This window comes from Haloferax sp. AB510, assembly GCF_024136985.1.
Classification (GTDB): Archaea; Halobacteriota; Halobacteria; order Halobacteriales; family Haloferacaceae; genus Haloferax.
The window spans coordinates 1-12321 of record NZ_JAMYJY010000108.1 but is presented as its reverse complement, the minus strand read 5'-3'; the positions used below and the strand labels follow the sequence as shown (position 1 = coordinate 12321).

The window sequence follows — 12321 nt, the reverse complement described above, 5'->3', positions numbered from 1 at the left end:
TGAGCGGTTCGCGTGCCCGCGGCGCGCTCGGGCGACGTGCTCTCTCGCGCCCCGAACCCGCGCCCAGCGACGCCGGCGCGACCCTCTCCGGCGCGTCCGACCACCTTGTCAGCGAGGCGCTGTACTTCCGCGACCCAGAGGGCAACGGCGTCGAGGTCTACCACGACCGCCCGCGCGAGGAGTGGCCGTGGACCGACGACCGCCGGGTGTCGATGGACACGCTTCCGCTCGACCTCGGGTCGCTCGCGGACGACGCCGCCGGCGCGGACCGCGCGCCAGACGGCACCGACCTCGGCCACGTCCACCTCGAAGTCACGAGCGTCCCCCGTTCGCGGGACTTCTACGTCGACGCGCTCGGCATGCGCGTCCGCGACGAGGGCTACCCCGGCGCGTCGTTCGTCGCCGCCGGCGAGTACCACCACCACGTCGGCCTGAACAGTTGGAACAACCGGAGCGAACCGGCCGGAGAGGGCCGCGGAATCGAATGGTTCGAAATCGTCGTCCCCGACGCCGAGACGCTCGACGCGGTCCGCGAGTCGCTCGCCGCCGCCGGCCACGAGTTCGACGAGGTCGAGCCCGGCGACGGTGATGTGACCGCCGCGGCCGCCACGACCGATTCGCTCGTCCTCTCCGACCCAGACGGAATCGGCGTTCGCGTCGTTCACGGACGCTGACGCGTCGGTTTCCCCGAACTAATCGTTTTGTCGCTGGTCGCCTAACGGGACGGTATGATATCGAGCGATTCGAGCGAGCGCCGTCGCGGGCTCACCCTCCAGAGCCCGGCGTTCGACGACCGAAGCCCGATACCCCGCACGCACGGCTACGCGACCGAAAACGAGAGCCCGCCACTCCGAATCGGCGGTGTTCCCCCGGGAACCGTCTCGCTCGCGCTCGTGATGGACGACCCCGACGCGGTGAAGCCCGCGGGCAAGGTGTGGGACCACTGGCTCGTCTGGAACATCGACTCCGACATCGACGCCATCGAGGCGGGCGAGACGCCCCCGGGCGCGGTCGAGGGAACTAACAGCTACGGCGAGACGGGCTACGGCGGGCCGAACCCGCCGGACGGCGAGCACACCTATCGGTTCCTGTTGTACGCGCTCGACACCGCTCTGGACCTCGACGCCGGTGCGACGAAAGCCGACCTGAAGCGCGCCATCGCGGGACACGTCACCGCCGAGACGCAACTGACCGGAAAATACGCGCCCTGAGGCTGCCGAAGCCGGACCTTCCGGTCAGCGGCCGCCGTCTGACTCGACGACCGCGCCCGTCCCCGTCCCCGCCCCCAGACCTGCGACAGCGCCCGACCCCGCGCCGCGGTCGCTGTCTTCGCCCGCCCGGAGCGTCACGTCGTAGCCGAAGGCACGAATCACGTCGAGGTTCGTCCGCACGTGGTCCGTGACGGCGGGAATCCGCACGCGACCCCCGGCGAGCGCGACCCAGACGAGCAGTTGGTCGGCCATGTGGCGATCCACGGGCGCGTCGCCGCGGAGCCAGTCGAGGAACGACGCGGCCGCCCGCGACCCAACTGTTTCGGCCGGCGTACCGCGCTCGCCGTAGGCGTCGAAGCCGGCGACGAGCGACGCGGGGCAGTCGCCGCCTCTCTCGTCCTCTCCGCCTCGCGCGACGACGACCACGACGGACCCGGGCGAGTCACTCTCGACCGACGAGACCGACGACCGGACCGGGAGTTCGACGCCGGCATCGGCGAGCGCGTCGCGGACGCCCTCCACCTGTCGCTCGGCTACCGTGGCCTCAGCGAGCGAGTCGCTCGCGACCGAGTAGACCCGGAGTTCGTCGGGTTCTGCGCGGCGGGACAGCGCCAGCGGCGTCGGCTCGGCCGGCTCGATGCGGAGCGAAAGCCTGCCGCCCCCGGCCGGGTAAAAGCCGCGGCGAGGCACCGAGACGCCGAACTCGACGCCGAACGCCGAACACAGCGGGCGCTTCGCGTACCGGAGGTAGTCCGCCGGCGGCGACCACCGAACGTCGGTGCCGCCGGTGACGGTGAGCGAAAGCGGGTCGTCGAGAGCGACGGCCGCGGGGAGCAGCGTCTCGCAGACGAGCGTCGCGCTCCCGGCGGTTCCGACGGCCGCCTCGACCGGGTCGGTTCGGACTCCGCGGGGCGAGAAGCGGAGCGTCGAGGAGCCGACTTCGCCGCCCTCGACGTCGGCGTTCGAGACGGTCGCGGCGACCGAGACGCAGGCGACGTGCTGGGCCTTCAGTCCGGGTGTCGAGCGGTTCCCGCGGACGTTCGTCATCTCGAACGGCTCGCCGGTCACGACCGAGAGCGCGAGGGCGGTTCGCAGGGGTTGGCCGCCGCCGTCGCGCCCGTCGAGCCGGCGCATTCAGCGGACGACGGTGACGGGGCAGGACGCCCGCTCGACCAGTTCCTTGGCGACGCTCCCGACCAGTCCCTCGTAGCGCTTCGAGAGGCCGCGGTGGCCGACGAAGATGCCGTCCGCGTTCGCCTCGTCGGCGTAGGTCGGAATCGCCTCCACGGGGTCGCCGTAGAGGAGTTCCGTGGTCGCTTCGACGCCCGCGTCGGCGGCGCGCTCGGCGGCCGCTTGCAGGACGTGTTCGGCGCGCGATTCCGCGTCTTCGAGGCTCTCGGCGACGATTCGGTCGCCGGTTCTGGCCACGCCCGCCACGGGCTCCTCGCCGCCTTCGACGAGGACCTGCGGTTCGACCGCGTGGACGATGGTGACCGTCGCACCCAGCGGTTCGAGCATCGTGAGCGCGTGGTCGAGCGCTCTGTCTGCGGCCGCAGAGCCGTCTACTGCAACGACGAAGTTCATACCTGAATACAGGTGCCGAGACGAGAAAAAGGGTGAGACGGTGCTCGCGCTCAGAGAACTAGTGAACGAGCCGGCTGCAGGTGCCGCAGAGGTTCTCTTCTTTCACGTCCACCTCGCGGACCGTCGGCGAGAAGGACATGACGCACTTGTTGTTGTCGCAGTGTTCGAGGCCGAGGGTGTGGCCGATCTCGTGGACGACCTCCTTGCGAACGCGGTCGGACAGCACTTCGTCGGCGGGCTTGTTCGTGATGCCGCCGTCGGTGGAGGTCTGGAGTCGGTAGGTGGAGATGACGGAGCCGTTGCCGTTGAGGTACGCGAGGCCGAAGACGTAGTTTCGGCGGCGGTAGTAGAGGTCCTTCTCCGTGATGCCGATGTTCTTCTCGCCGCGTCCGATGCGGCTCGCCAGCTCGATGAACTGCTCGGCCCGGTACTGGTTTCGGCTCCGGTCGAACGCGCCCTCAGGAATCGCCTGATTCGAGTGCACGGTCACGTCGCAGTCGTAGACGGAGCGGAGTCCGGCGGATGCCTCCCGCTTGACGGCCGCAGAAATATCCCCGATAGGCACGATATCGACGAGCATGCGAGGGATTAAGCGGGGACGCTTCATAAATATCCCGACGTGAAAAAATCGCTTCGCGACGCGCTCGTCGCACGGTTGTCGGGGTACGACCGCGCGGTCGAAGTCGGGGTTGGTCGGGAGCCATCGGTGGCGGCCGCCCTCGCCGACCGCGGGGTCGACGTGGTCGCCGTCGACGTGCACGACGTTCCCGTTCCCGAAGCCGTCCCGTTCGTCCGCGACGACGTGTTCGCCCGCGCCGACGCCTCCGACCTCGGCCCCTACGCCGACGCCGGCGTCGTCTACGCCCTGAACGTCCCCGTCGAACTCCACCGGCCCGCCGCGGAGGTCGCCCGCCGCGCCGACGCCGACTTCCTGTTCACCACGCTCGGCTACGACGAGCCCTCGATTCCGGTCGCCCGCGAGTCGCTTCCGGGCGACACGCTGTACGTCGCCGAGCGCGGACGGCGGGGTCGGCGCGCCCGGCGGGACTAGTCCGCTCGGGCCCAAGAGTAAGGCACTTGCCCGCTCGCCGCGCGGTTCCGGTATGCACGCGGACGCTGTCGTCCTCGATATCGACGGAGTGCTCGTCGACGTCGCCGACTCCTACCGGCGCGCCATCGTCGAATCCGTGGACCGACACTACGGCACGACCATCTCCCGCGACGAGGTCCAACTGTTCAAGGACGCCGGCGGCTTCAACAACGACTGGGAGCTCACCTACGCGGCGGCGCTGTACGTTCTCGCCGCCCGCGAGACCGACCTGTCGGTCGCCGAGTTCACCGACGAAATCGAGACCCGCGGCGGCGGCCTCGACGCCGCCGAGGCGACCGTCGAAGCCCTGTTTTCCGACCCGAGCGTCGTCTTCGACGAGTGGGATCCCGAGGCGCTCCGCGAGACGTTTCAGGCGCTCTACCTCGGAAGCGACCTTTACGGCGACCTCGAAGACGGCGAGCCGCCGTTCGAGGCCGCCGGCTACATCCACGACGAACCCGTGCTCCTCCGCCCGGAGACGCTCGACGCCCTCGGCGACCGCGAACTCGGCGTCGTCACCGGTCGCCCCAGCGCCGAGGCCGACATCGCGCTCGACCGCGTCGGCCTCGACGTGGCCGACGACCACCGGTTCACGATGGACGACTGGGAGGAGGGAAAGCCCCACCCGGCCGCGCTCGTGACGGTTGCAGAGCGCCTCGGAGCCGACTCGGTCGTCTTCGTCGGCGACACCCTCGACGACGTGAAGACGGCGCTGAACGCCGACGCCACCGACCCCGACCGCGTCTACTACGGTGTCGGCGTCCTCTCCGGCGGCCTGACCGGCGACGACGGCCGACAGAAGTTCTCGGAAATCGGCGCGGCCGCCGTCGTCGAGGACGTGAACGAGCTTCCGGACCTGCTCGACTGATGGCTCGGACGCTGGCTCCGACACCCGTTTCGACGCCGGAGGGCCGCTGATGGGACACCTCCGCGCCTTCGTCGTCACGCTGCTCGCGCTCGACGCCGTCGTGGTCGTCGTCGGGACGTACCTCCTCCCGCCGGACCCGTTCACGCAGTTGTTCCTCGTCGGGCCGCTCCTGCTTTTGGCCCCGGTGGTCGCGTGGTGGCTCGTCTACCGCGACGGCTTCGAGCGGGTGCAGGCGCTCTTCGAGTCCGACGACGACGCCTGACGCCTCAGCCGGACCGACTCCCGAACCGTGCGCCGAGGTCGTCGACCAGCCTGACGACGAGATACACCGGCAGCACCCATATCAGCGCGATACAGAAGACACCGAGCGCGGTTCCGAGGATACCGTCGAGACCCGGCGCAGTCTGCATGAAAATCAGCACGACGAACCACAGCGTCAGCGCCTGAAAGTACCTCGATTCGTTCACGCTTTCGTGACAGTTCTTTGAACTCATAGCGTTTTCTCCTCGCGGACACAGGCAGAACCGACCGGTCGCACAACCCTTTAGGTCGGCTCGGTCCGGAGGTGTGAGTATGCGAATCGCACTCCTCGGTGGGACCGGCGACATCGGCGAGGGCCTCGCCCTCCGCTGGGCCTACCACACCGACCACGAGGTCATCATCGGGTCGCGCGACCCCGACAAGGCCCGCGCGAAGGCCGACGAGTACGAGACCGAACTCTCCAGCCGCGGCCGCGACGTGAAGGTAAACGGCTTCACGAACGAGATGGCCGCCGACCGCGCCTCCGTGGTCGTCCTCGCCGTGCCGCCGTACCACGTCTCCGACACCGTCGAGGCCGTCGTCGACTCCCTGTCCGAGGGCGACGTGCTCGTCACGCCCGCCGCGGGCATGAAGCGCGACGACGACGGCTTCCACTACCACCCGCCGAAGGCGGGGAGCGTGACGGCGCTCGTCGCCGACGCGACTCCCGACGACGTGCCGGTCGTCGGCGCGTTCCACAACCTCGCGGCCGGCCGACTGGCCGACCTCGACGCCGACCTCGGCATCGACACGCTCCTCGTCGCCGACGACGAGGACGCGAAGGAGACGGTGCGCCTGCTCGCCGAGGGCATCGACGGCCTCCGCGCCCTCGACGGCGGCGGCCTCGCCAACGCCCCCGAAATCGAGGCGGTGACGCCGCTTCTCATCAACGTCGCACAGAACAACGACGGCCTGCACGACCTCGGCATCGAGTTCAAGTAGCGCCGTTCGACCCGCGCCCGACGCGATTTCTCACGACAGTTCCGACCGCGGTGCCGTCGCGGCCTCCCCGTAGAGCGTCCGCGCTACGAGCAGTCCGACGACGACCACGAGCGCGACGCAGGCGAGGTACTCGACGCGGAAGCCGACCACCTCGGCCAGCGGGACGGCCACGAGCGGGCCGAGCGTCGACCCCGAGTCGCCGAAGACGTTGTAGACGCCGCCGAGTTTGCCCACGTCGTCGGCCGGACTGAGGTCGCCGAGATAGGCCAGAAGCGGCGGGTTCGACCCGCCGACGCCGATGCCGATGAGCGCCACGCCCGCGAGCGTCGAAGGGAGCGTCGGCACGAGCGCCAACAGCGCGAACCCGGACGCGAGGACGCCCAGTGCGGGCAGCGTCAGCGCCGCGCGGTTCGACAGACGGTCGGAGTACCGCCCGACAACGAGCGTCGTGACGCTCGACGCGACGACGCCGACGCCATCACGACGCCGCTGACGCCGGCTCCGGAGAGGCCGCCGAGAGAGATGTCGTTCGCCGTCGCGTACAGCACGGCCGTCGAGAGGAGGACGCCCGCAAACAGGAATCGGACGGCGAAGTTGACGGTGCCGACGGTGAAGATGCGGATGTCCGAGCGCACCAGCCGCGGCACGTCGCGGAGCGAACTCGCCGCCGTCACGTCGGTCTGCACGTCCGGGAGGACGGAGATGGCGACGAGGGCGGCGAACAGGCCCGCGCACCCCGCGACGGCGAACGCGGTGGCGTAGCCGAACGCGTCGGTGACGAGGCCGCCGACGACGAGACCCGCGGGGAAGCCGAGGCTCTGGCCGCCGCGCATGTAGCCGACCCACTTCCCGCGGTTTTCGCCCGAGGTGACGTGCGTGATGGTGCTGAACGCGCCGACGAAGACGAACGCCGAGCCGACGCCCCAGCAGGCCCGCGACAGGAGGAAGATAGTCGCGCTGTCGAGCGGAATCGGACCGGGGTTCAGTCCGAGGACGTAGCCGAACGGCGACAGCCCCTGCACGACGAATCCGGCTATCATCGGCCGGCGGGTCCCCATCCGGTCGAGTATCTGCCCGGCGGGCGTGTTCACGACCAGTCGGGTGAACCGGTTCGCAGAGAGGATGAGACCGACCACGAACGGCGTGATGCCGATGATGGGACCGAGCGTCGGCAGCGTCGGGAAGGCGACGCCCGCGCCGACGCCGCCGAAGAAGACGCCCGCGATGAGGCTCCCGGCGACGAACTCGACTGACGGCTCGTCGCCGCCGAACAGCCGACTCACGCGGCCGACCCTCGGGAGGCGGGCGCGGCGCGGTGGGGCGTGGGGTGCGCGGGAACGGACTGGCGGACGCGGGTTCGGGGGGCGTGCATCGAGAGAGTGCGCTATCGTGAGTCCACGCTCTTGGTGCTTTGCAATCGGGCCGTCTCGTCCGGAAACTGCGGGCGACGACCAGCAAGCGGCGACGGTCGAACGCCGACGCCGCGTTGCGGGGTGCGGCCGTGGAGAGCCGTCCGGGAAGACGGTCTCAGAACCGTGCTTTCAGCTCTTCGCGCAGGTCGTCGAGCGAGGCGTCCTTCATCGACAGCAGGACAAGCAGGTGGTAGACGAGGTCGGCGCTCTCGTAGAGCAGTTCCTCGCGGTCGTCGTCCTTGGCCGCGAGGATGGTCTCTGTCATCTCCTCGCCGAGCTTTTCGAGGACGTAGTTCTCGCCTTTCTCGTGGGTGAATAGCGTCGTCGTGTAGGAGTCTTCGGGGAGTTCCGCCTTGCGCGACTCGATGGTCCCAAAGAGTTCGTCTAAGACCTCCTCGGTCGGGGTGTCGGCGTCCATGGTCGCACGACGGGCGGGCGCGGAAAAAGACCCTCTGGTTCGGGCGGCCGTCACTCCGCCAGCTAGCCGGTCGCTCAGGCGTCGACTTCGACCGCCAGTTCGTCGAAGAACGCGAGGTCGTGGATGCGGCTATCGGGCGTCAGTTCGGGATGGAACGAGGTACCGACGACGGGGCCGTCGCGGACGGCGACCGGGTTGCCGTCCCACTCGGCGAGCACCTCCACGCCCTCGCCGACCTCGTCGATGAGGGGCGCGCGGATGAACACCGCGGGGAACGGCGAGTCGAGGCCGGCCACGTCTAGCGGGGCCTCGAAGCTGTCGACCTGTCGGCCGAAGGCGTTGCGGTCGACCGTCACGTCGAGGAGGTCGAGCGTCGTCACGCGGTCGTCTTTGGCGTCGCGGGAGGCGACGATGAGGCCGGCGCAGGTGGCGAGGACGGGTTTGCCGGCGTCGACGTGGGCGCGAATCTCGTCGTCGATGCCCTCGCGTTCGAGGAGTCGAGAGATGGTCGTGGACTCGCCGCCCGGCATGAGTAACACGTCGCAGTCGGGGACGAGGCCGTCGCTTCGAATCTCGACGATTTCGGCGTCGACGCCGTGGGCCGCAGCGGCCCGCTCGACGGCGTCGGCGTGCTCGGACACGTCGCCCTGCACGGCGACGACGCCGGCGCGTAGCGTAGTCATGGAGGTGTCTCGGGAAGCCGCGGACAAAAAGCGTCCGTTCGGCGGTCGGCGCGGTTCAGAACGCGAGCGCGTTCAGCACCAGAATACCGATGCCGAACAGCGCTCCCGTGGCGACGACGGTCTTGGGGTCGACTCGAATCGCGTTGCGGTCCTCCGCGTCGAAGTAGCGGACGAGGCCCGCGCTCGACATCAGACCGCCGCTGTTCTGGCCCTTGCTCATGTTCCACCGTCCGTGCGTCCGCCGCGTAAACGTTTCGGCTCGCGCTCGAAACGCGCCCCGGCGCGGGCCGAAAAAACGCGCTCATCGAACGAGCCCGCTCGCGGCCGTCTCGGGGACCGACGGGTCGGAACCCGTTTTGCATGACTGGAAGCACAACCGGAGAGCCGCGGGCCCATGAGTAATCCTTATGCGCGGGGGCAGGCAAGTTGCGTCGGGATACGATGACTGTTCGACTCTTGGACTTTTACGCGGACTGGTGCGGCCCTTGTAAGACGCAGGACCCGATTCTCGACGACCTCGAGGGCGACTACGAGAACGTCGAGTTCGTCAAGGTCGACGTCGACGAGGAACAGGACGTTGCCAACCAGTATCAGGTTCGCTCGCTCCCGACGCTCATCGTCGAGAACGGCGACGGCATCGTCGACCGCTTCGTGGGCGTCACCCAGCGCGACGACATCGAATCGGCGCTGAGCCAGGCCGGCGCGTAGACGCGCCGCGGACCGCCGCGTTTTCCGACCCATCCAGATGGCCGCCGAGAGCCCCGCGAGCGCCGGCGGTGTGTCTCGCAAGCGTTATACGACCGGCGGGGGGACTCGTATGCATGGCTAGTGACGCTGCGACGAAGCGGACGCTCGAGAAGCAGATCTGCATGCGGTGCAACGCGCGCAACCCTCAGAAGGCCAAGCAGTGCCGCAAGTGCGGCTACAAGCACCTTCGACCCAAGTCGAAGGAACGCCGCGCTGCGTAAGCTCGCACGCTTCTCTCTCAGGCGTCTCGCCGATACAGTTCGACCAGCACCGCGAGGAGCGCGAGCTGGACGAGTTTGTCCACGATACCGCCGATTCCGAAGATATCCGGCCAGTTGAGCGCGACGTAGAGGACCACCTGTCCGGCGGTGAAGGGGATGCCGAGCAACACCACCCGCGGGCGGAGGCGCTCGTCGCCGCGCAGGATGCCGACGATGCCGGCCGCGAAGCCCGCCGCGGCCCCGATGAACGCGATGCCGAGCGGGTCGGCGAGGTTCGCGGCCAGCGCGCCCGCGCCGAGCGCGAGATGAATCAGCCCCGTCACGGCCGCGAGACCGACGCCGACGTAGTGCAGTCGCGTCAGGCCGTCGCCCGCGCCCCCGGGTGTGTCGGCCGCCATCTCAGGCCTCCGGGTACTTCGGCTCGCGGCGTTCCGCGCGTTCGATGGCGCGTTCGAGCGCGTCGCGGACGGTGTCGCCGCCGGCCTCGTTCTCGAAGGGGTCTCCGTGCCCGGCGTACAGCGCCTTGACGGTCGAGGGCAAGCGGTCGAGGAGCGTGTGCAGGCTGCTGATGAGGCGCTCGCGGGACTGTCCCGGCATGTCGGTGCGGCCGAAACTGCCGTCGTCGAACGCGCCGTCGTTGTAGACGAACACGTCGCCGGAGAACAGCGACCGCCCGCTCACGAGCGAGACGTGGTCGTCGGCGTGGCCGGGCGTGTAGACGACTTCGAACGACTCGTCGCCCATCTCGACGTGGTCGCCGTCTTCGAGTTCGTGGGTCCGAAGCGGGTGGTCGGCGTAGGCGTACACGTCCGGGTCGAACCGCTCGACCACCGCGTCGAGTTCGCCCACGTGGTCGGAGTGCTGGTGAGTGACGACCACCGCGTCGAGGTCGTCGGTATGCTCGGCGACGACCGCCTCGACGCCCGGCATCGTCCCGGCGTCGACGAGGACGGTTCGCTCGCCGAGGACGAGGTAGGCGTTGCAGGTGAAGGTCTCGGCGTCGGCGGTGACTGGGATGACTTCCATACCTCCGCGTACGCGCCCGAACGGAAAAAGTCGGACGGGCGAGACGTTCCCCGCGACACCGCAACTCGCCCCCAAACGTCGAACTCGTGCGACAAATCCTTTTTGGGGCTCGGTCGTGTACGTATGAGTGTATGGGATTTGGGAGCTACGACGAGTCCGAACAAGGAGACCAGAACGTCGACTTCGACGAGGAAGACGGCGTCACGACGAGTGAGGAGAAACACGAGGGCGAAGTCGATTTCGAAATCGGCGCGTCCAACGACGAACTCCTCGACCGGCTCCAGGAGATTAAAGACGAGTGAAGTCGGGGTCTCGCGCTCTCGGGGTCGCGGAATCTTCCCCCGGGGCGGCGCGCGCACCCACAGACGACGCTGACGGCGCTCATTTTTCGACAGACACGTCTCCGGAGAGTGTCCTCTGCGGCGCGGTCGTCCGCGCCGACCGGGTCGTCGACGGCCTCGCCTTCGAGACGTGCACCGTCGGCGGCGACGACGCGACCGACGCGACCGCCGCAAGCGAACCGGTCGAAACGGAACGGCCGCTGTCGGGGATGCGCCGCACCATCGCCGACCGCCTCGGCGAGAGCTACCGCGAGGCGGTCCACGTCACGATCGACCGACGTGCCGACGCGGAGGAACTGCTCGCCGCGGCGAACGCCGCCGACGACGCCCTCGGCGTGGACGTGTCGATAACAGACGTGCTGCTCCTCGCGCTCTCGGCGTCGCTCGACGAACACCCCGCGTTCAACGCGACCTTCGAGGACGGCATCCACAGGCTCCACGGGGAACACAACGTCTGCGTCGCGGTCGACATCGACGAGGGACTCATCGCGCCGGTCGTCCGCGACGTGGCCTCCCTGTCGCTCGCCGAACTCGCCGAGACCCGCGCCGAGGTCACCCAGCGGGCGCTGTCGGGTGACTTCACGATGGACGACCTCTCCGGGGGCACGTTCACCGTCTCGAACCTCGGTGTCCTCGGCGTCGAGTCGTTCGACCCGATAATCAACCCGCCGCAGGTCGCCATCCTCGGCGTCAACACGATTCGCCGGGAGGCCGTGCCGACCGACGACGGCGACGTGGCCGTCCGGCGGGTTATCTCCTTTTCGCTGTCGTTCGACCACCGCATCGTCGATGGGGCGGACGCCGCCCGCATGCTCGGCACGCTCGTCGAACACGTCGAGAATCCGTGGTCGCTCGTCATCGCCGCCGGCGGGCGGTGAAAAAGGCTCACCCGAGCCTGAAGCGGCCCTCGTCGGCCGCCCGTTCGAGGACCGACTCGACGTCGACCAGTCGCGGGCCGTCGCTCACCGGACGGAGGCGGACGGTTCCGTCCCGAACCTCGAGTTCTCGCTCACCGTCGACGCTTATGACTCCGCGGTCCACCTCGAACGCGTAGTCCTCGCCGTCGTCGAGGACGCGGTGTTCGGCCACGTCGACCGTCGAGAGGTTTCCGGGGACGGTAATCGCCTTGACCCTCGTCGCCGGGGCGGTCGCTCCGCTCTCGCCATCGCGGGACAGTCGGAAGCCGACGCCGCCGGGGTCGTCCGGTCGGTGCGTGACGAGACCGCCGGCGATGCCCGAGAGCCCGATTTCCGCGGGCGACGACCGCGAGACGACACCGCCGACGATGTCGCTCGGGTCGAGAATCGCCCGCGTGCCGACGAAGGGGCGGTCGAGAACGCCGACGGTCGCGAGTCCGCGGATGACCGTCGTCTCTTCGGACCGGACGACGTCGACCTCGACGGTCCCGTGGCGCGTGGTCGCCTCCGCCGCGGGGACTGCTCCGCTGCCGACGAGCGCGGCGGCCGCGCCCGCCGACG

The 12321-nt window shown here is 69.2% G+C and carries 18 protein-coding genes and 3 pseudogenes; 10 read left to right on the top strand and 11 right to left on the bottom strand.

Translation table 11 applies throughout. From position 1 onward, the window contains the following. Together NKF06_RS16955 and NKF06_RS16950 are read left to right on the top strand one after the other, a co-directional pair. Nucleotides 1-674: VOC family protein (locus NKF06_RS16955; RefSeq protein WP_253246074.1), on the top strand; the 674-nt coding region annotated here is incomplete at its 5' end. A gap of 54 nt (nucleotides 675-728) precedes the next feature. Further along, nucleotides 729-1211: a YbhB/YbcL family Raf kinase inhibitor-like protein gene (locus NKF06_RS16950; protein ID WP_253246073.1), complete on the top strand. Its 483-nt coding sequence runs from the start codon at nucleotides 729-731 to the stop codon at nucleotides 1209-1211. Between the two features lie 24 nt (nucleotides 1212-1235). On the opposite strand, the gene rtcA is transcribed toward NKF06_RS16950, so the two are convergent. From rtcA to NKF06_RS16935, 3 genes are read right to left on the bottom strand one after another with little or no spacing between them, the layout of a single operon-like run. Beyond that, nucleotides 1236-2345 (bottom strand): RNA 3'-terminal phosphate cyclase, encoded by a 1110-nt coding sequence (rtcA, locus tag NKF06_RS16945; protein ID WP_253246072.1) that lies wholly within the window; start codon nucleotides 2343-2345, stop codon nucleotides 1236-1238. Further along, a complete protein-coding gene (locus tag NKF06_RS16940) occupies nucleotides 2346-2795 on the bottom strand; it encodes a universal stress protein (RefSeq protein WP_058826681.1) in 450 nt (149 codons plus the stop codon). Nucleotides 2796-2853: 58 nt separating this feature from the next. Next, entirely contained in the window at nucleotides 2854-3375 is a 522-nt protein-coding gene (locus tag NKF06_RS16935; protein WP_004969113.1) for an archaemetzincin family Zn-dependent metalloprotease, read from the bottom strand. A 39-nt stretch (nucleotides 3376-3414) separates the two neighbouring features. On the opposite strand from NKF06_RS16935, the gene NKF06_RS16930 reads away from it, so the two are divergent. Genes NKF06_RS16930 through NKF06_RS16920 form a run of 3 tightly spaced genes read left to right on the top strand, consistent with a single transcriptional unit; the run spans nucleotide 3415 to nucleotide 5015 of the window. Beyond that, the gene (locus tag NKF06_RS16930) at nucleotides 3415-3846 is read left to right on the top strand and encodes a UPF0146 family protein (RefSeq protein WP_253246071.1); all 432 of its coding nucleotides are present in this window, start codon (nucleotides 3415-3417) and stop codon (nucleotides 3844-3846) included. A gap of 52 nt (nucleotides 3847-3898) precedes the next feature. Further along, the gene (locus NKF06_RS16925; RefSeq protein WP_253246070.1) at nucleotides 3899-4753 is read left to right on the top strand and encodes a TIGR01548 family HAD-type hydrolase; all 855 of its coding nucleotides are present in this window, start codon (nucleotides 3899-3901) and stop codon (nucleotides 4751-4753) included. 49 nt (nucleotides 4754-4802) lie between these two features. Then, nucleotides 4803-5015 carry a hypothetical protein gene (locus NKF06_RS16920; RefSeq protein ID WP_058826678.1) on the top strand — a complete coding sequence of 71 codons (213 nt, stop codon included), beginning with the start codon at nucleotides 4803-4805 and terminating at the stop codon, nucleotides 5013-5015. A 4-nt stretch (nucleotides 5016-5019) separates the two neighbouring features. Here NKF06_RS16920 and NKF06_RS16915 read toward each other — a convergent pair whose 3' ends face one another. Next, the gene (locus NKF06_RS16915) at nucleotides 5020-5220 is read right to left on the bottom strand and encodes a hypothetical protein (RefSeq protein WP_058826894.1); all 201 of its coding nucleotides are present in this window, start codon (nucleotides 5218-5220) and stop codon (nucleotides 5020-5022) included. Between the two features lie 106 nt (nucleotides 5221-5326). Here NKF06_RS16915 and npdG point away from each other — a divergent pair, with 106 nt between their 5' ends. Further along, entirely contained in the window at nucleotides 5327-5995 is a 669-nt protein-coding gene (gene npdG, locus NKF06_RS16910; RefSeq protein WP_253246069.1) for an NADPH-dependent F420 reductase, read from the top strand. 30 nt (nucleotides 5996-6025) lie between these two features. Here npdG and NKF06_RS16900 read toward each other — a convergent pair. The 4 genes and pseudogenes from NKF06_RS16900 to NKF06_RS16885 all read right to left on the bottom strand — a co-directional run bounded on the left by NKF06_RS16900 (nucleotide 6026) and on the right by NKF06_RS16885 (nucleotide 8728). Continuing rightward, nucleotides 6026-7278 (bottom strand): annotated as a pseudogene (locus tag NKF06_RS16900) (MFS transporter). A 244-nt stretch (nucleotides 7279-7522) separates the two neighbouring features. Further along, a complete protein-coding gene (gene hisE / locus NKF06_RS16895) occupies nucleotides 7523-7825 on the bottom strand; it encodes a phosphoribosyl-ATP diphosphatase (protein WP_058826675.1) in 303 nt (100 codons plus the stop codon). Nucleotides 7826-7899: 74 nt separating this feature from the next. Next, on the bottom strand, nucleotides 7900-8508 hold the full coding sequence (gene pdxT / locus NKF06_RS16890) for a pyridoxal 5'-phosphate synthase glutaminase subunit PdxT (RefSeq protein WP_058826674.1): 609 nt from the start codon (nucleotides 8506-8508) through the stop codon (nucleotides 7900-7902). 55 nt (nucleotides 8509-8563) lie between these two features. Beyond that, the gene (locus tag NKF06_RS16885; RefSeq protein WP_004058037.1) at nucleotides 8564-8728 is read right to left on the bottom strand and encodes a preprotein translocase subunit Sec61beta; all 165 of its coding nucleotides are present in this window, start codon (nucleotides 8726-8728) and stop codon (nucleotides 8564-8566) included. Between the two features lie 221 nt (nucleotides 8729-8949). Between NKF06_RS16885 and NKF06_RS16880 the strand changes: the two genes are divergently transcribed. Both NKF06_RS16880 and NKF06_RS16875 read left to right on the top strand, forming a co-directional pair. Then, complete coding sequence (locus NKF06_RS16880; protein WP_253246067.1) at nucleotides 8950-9216, top strand: thioredoxin family protein; 267 nt, start codon at nucleotides 8950-8952, stop codon at nucleotides 9214-9216. A gap of 113 nt (nucleotides 9217-9329) precedes the next feature. Beyond that, on the top strand, nucleotides 9330-9476 hold the full coding sequence (locus tag NKF06_RS16875) for a 50S ribosomal protein L40e (RefSeq protein WP_004044485.1): 147 nt from the start codon (nucleotides 9330-9332) through the stop codon (nucleotides 9474-9476). 17 nt (nucleotides 9477-9493) lie between these two features. Here the strand turns inward: NKF06_RS16875 and NKF06_RS16870 are convergent, their stop codons facing one another. Next, the gene (locus tag NKF06_RS16870; protein ID WP_253246066.1) at nucleotides 9494-9874 is read right to left on the bottom strand and encodes a hypothetical protein; all 381 of its coding nucleotides are present in this window, start codon (nucleotides 9872-9874) and stop codon (nucleotides 9494-9496) included. Nucleotide 9875: 1 nt separating this feature from the next. Then, nucleotides 9876-10502, bottom strand: coding sequence for an MBL fold metallo-hydrolase (locus tag NKF06_RS16865; RefSeq protein WP_058826672.1), 627 nt, complete (start codon nucleotides 10500-10502; stop codon nucleotides 9876-9878). Between the two features lie 131 nt (nucleotides 10503-10633). On the opposite strand from NKF06_RS16865, the gene NKF06_RS16860 reads away from it, so the two are divergent. Both NKF06_RS16860 and NKF06_RS16855 read left to right on the top strand, forming a co-directional pair. Further along, entirely contained in the window at nucleotides 10634-10804 is a 171-nt protein-coding gene (locus tag NKF06_RS16860) for a DUF5786 family protein (protein WP_004044482.1), read from the top strand. A gap of 53 nt (nucleotides 10805-10857) precedes the next feature. Continuing rightward, a pseudogene (locus tag NKF06_RS16855) lies at nucleotides 10858-11721 on the top strand (DUF99 family protein); the annotation flags it as partial. Nucleotides 11722-11728: 7 nt separating this feature from the next. Here the strand turns inward: NKF06_RS16855 and NKF06_RS16850 are convergent. After that, nucleotides 11729-12321: pseudogene (locus NKF06_RS16850) on the bottom strand (ATP-NAD kinase); the annotation flags it as partial.

Bases quoted from the DNA above. Each gene is read 5' to 3' on its own strand.
- NKF06_RS16950 (WP_253246073.1), top strand. From the start codon at position 729: ATGATATCGAGCGATTCGAGCGAGCGCCGTCGCGGGCTCACCCTCCAG.
- rtcA (WP_253246072.1), bottom strand. From the start codon at position 2,345: ATGCGCCGGCTCGACGGGCGCGACGGCGGCGGCCAACCCCTGCGAACC.
- NKF06_RS16940 (WP_058826681.1), bottom strand. From the start codon at position 2,795: ATGAACTTCGTCGTTGCAGTAGACGGCTCTGCGGCCGCAGACAGAGCG.
- NKF06_RS16935 (WP_004969113.1), bottom strand. From the start codon at position 3,375: ATGCTCGTCGATATCGTGCCTATCGGGGATATTTCTGCGGCCGTCAAG.
- NKF06_RS16925 (WP_253246070.1), top strand. From the start codon at position 3,899: ATGCACGCGGACGCTGTCGTCCTCGATATCGACGGAGTGCTCGTCGAC.
- NKF06_RS16920 (WP_058826678.1), top strand. From the start codon at position 4,803: ATGGGACACCTCCGCGCCTTCGTCGTCACGCTGCTCGCGCTCGACGCC.
- npdG (WP_253246069.1), top strand. From the start codon at position 5,327: ATGCGAATCGCACTCCTCGGTGGGACCGGCGACATCGGCGAGGGCCTC.
- hisE (WP_058826675.1), bottom strand. From the start codon at position 7,825: ATGGACGCCGACACCCCGACCGAGGAGGTCTTAGACGAACTCTTTGGG.
- pdxT (WP_058826674.1), bottom strand. From the start codon at position 8,508: ATGACTACGCTACGCGCCGGCGTCGTCGCCGTGCAGGGCGACGTGTCC.
- NKF06_RS16885 (WP_004058037.1), bottom strand. From the start codon at position 8,728: ATGAGCAAGGGCCAGAACAGCGGCGGTCTGATGTCGAGCGCGGGCCTC.
- NKF06_RS16880 (WP_253246067.1), top strand. From the start codon at position 8,950: ATGACTGTTCGACTCTTGGACTTTTACGCGGACTGGTGCGGCCCTTGT.
- NKF06_RS16875 (WP_004044485.1), top strand. From the start codon at position 9,330: ATGGCTAGTGACGCTGCGACGAAGCGGACGCTCGAGAAGCAGATCTGC.
- NKF06_RS16870 (WP_253246066.1), bottom strand. From the start codon at position 9,874: ATGGCGGCCGACACACCCGGGGGCGCGGGCGACGGCCTGACGCGACTG.
- NKF06_RS16865 (WP_058826672.1), bottom strand. From the start codon at position 10,502: ATGGAAGTCATCCCAGTCACCGCCGACGCCGAGACCTTCACCTGCAAC.
- NKF06_RS16860 (WP_004044482.1), top strand. From the start codon at position 10,634: ATGGGATTTGGGAGCTACGACGAGTCCGAACAAGGAGACCAGAACGTC.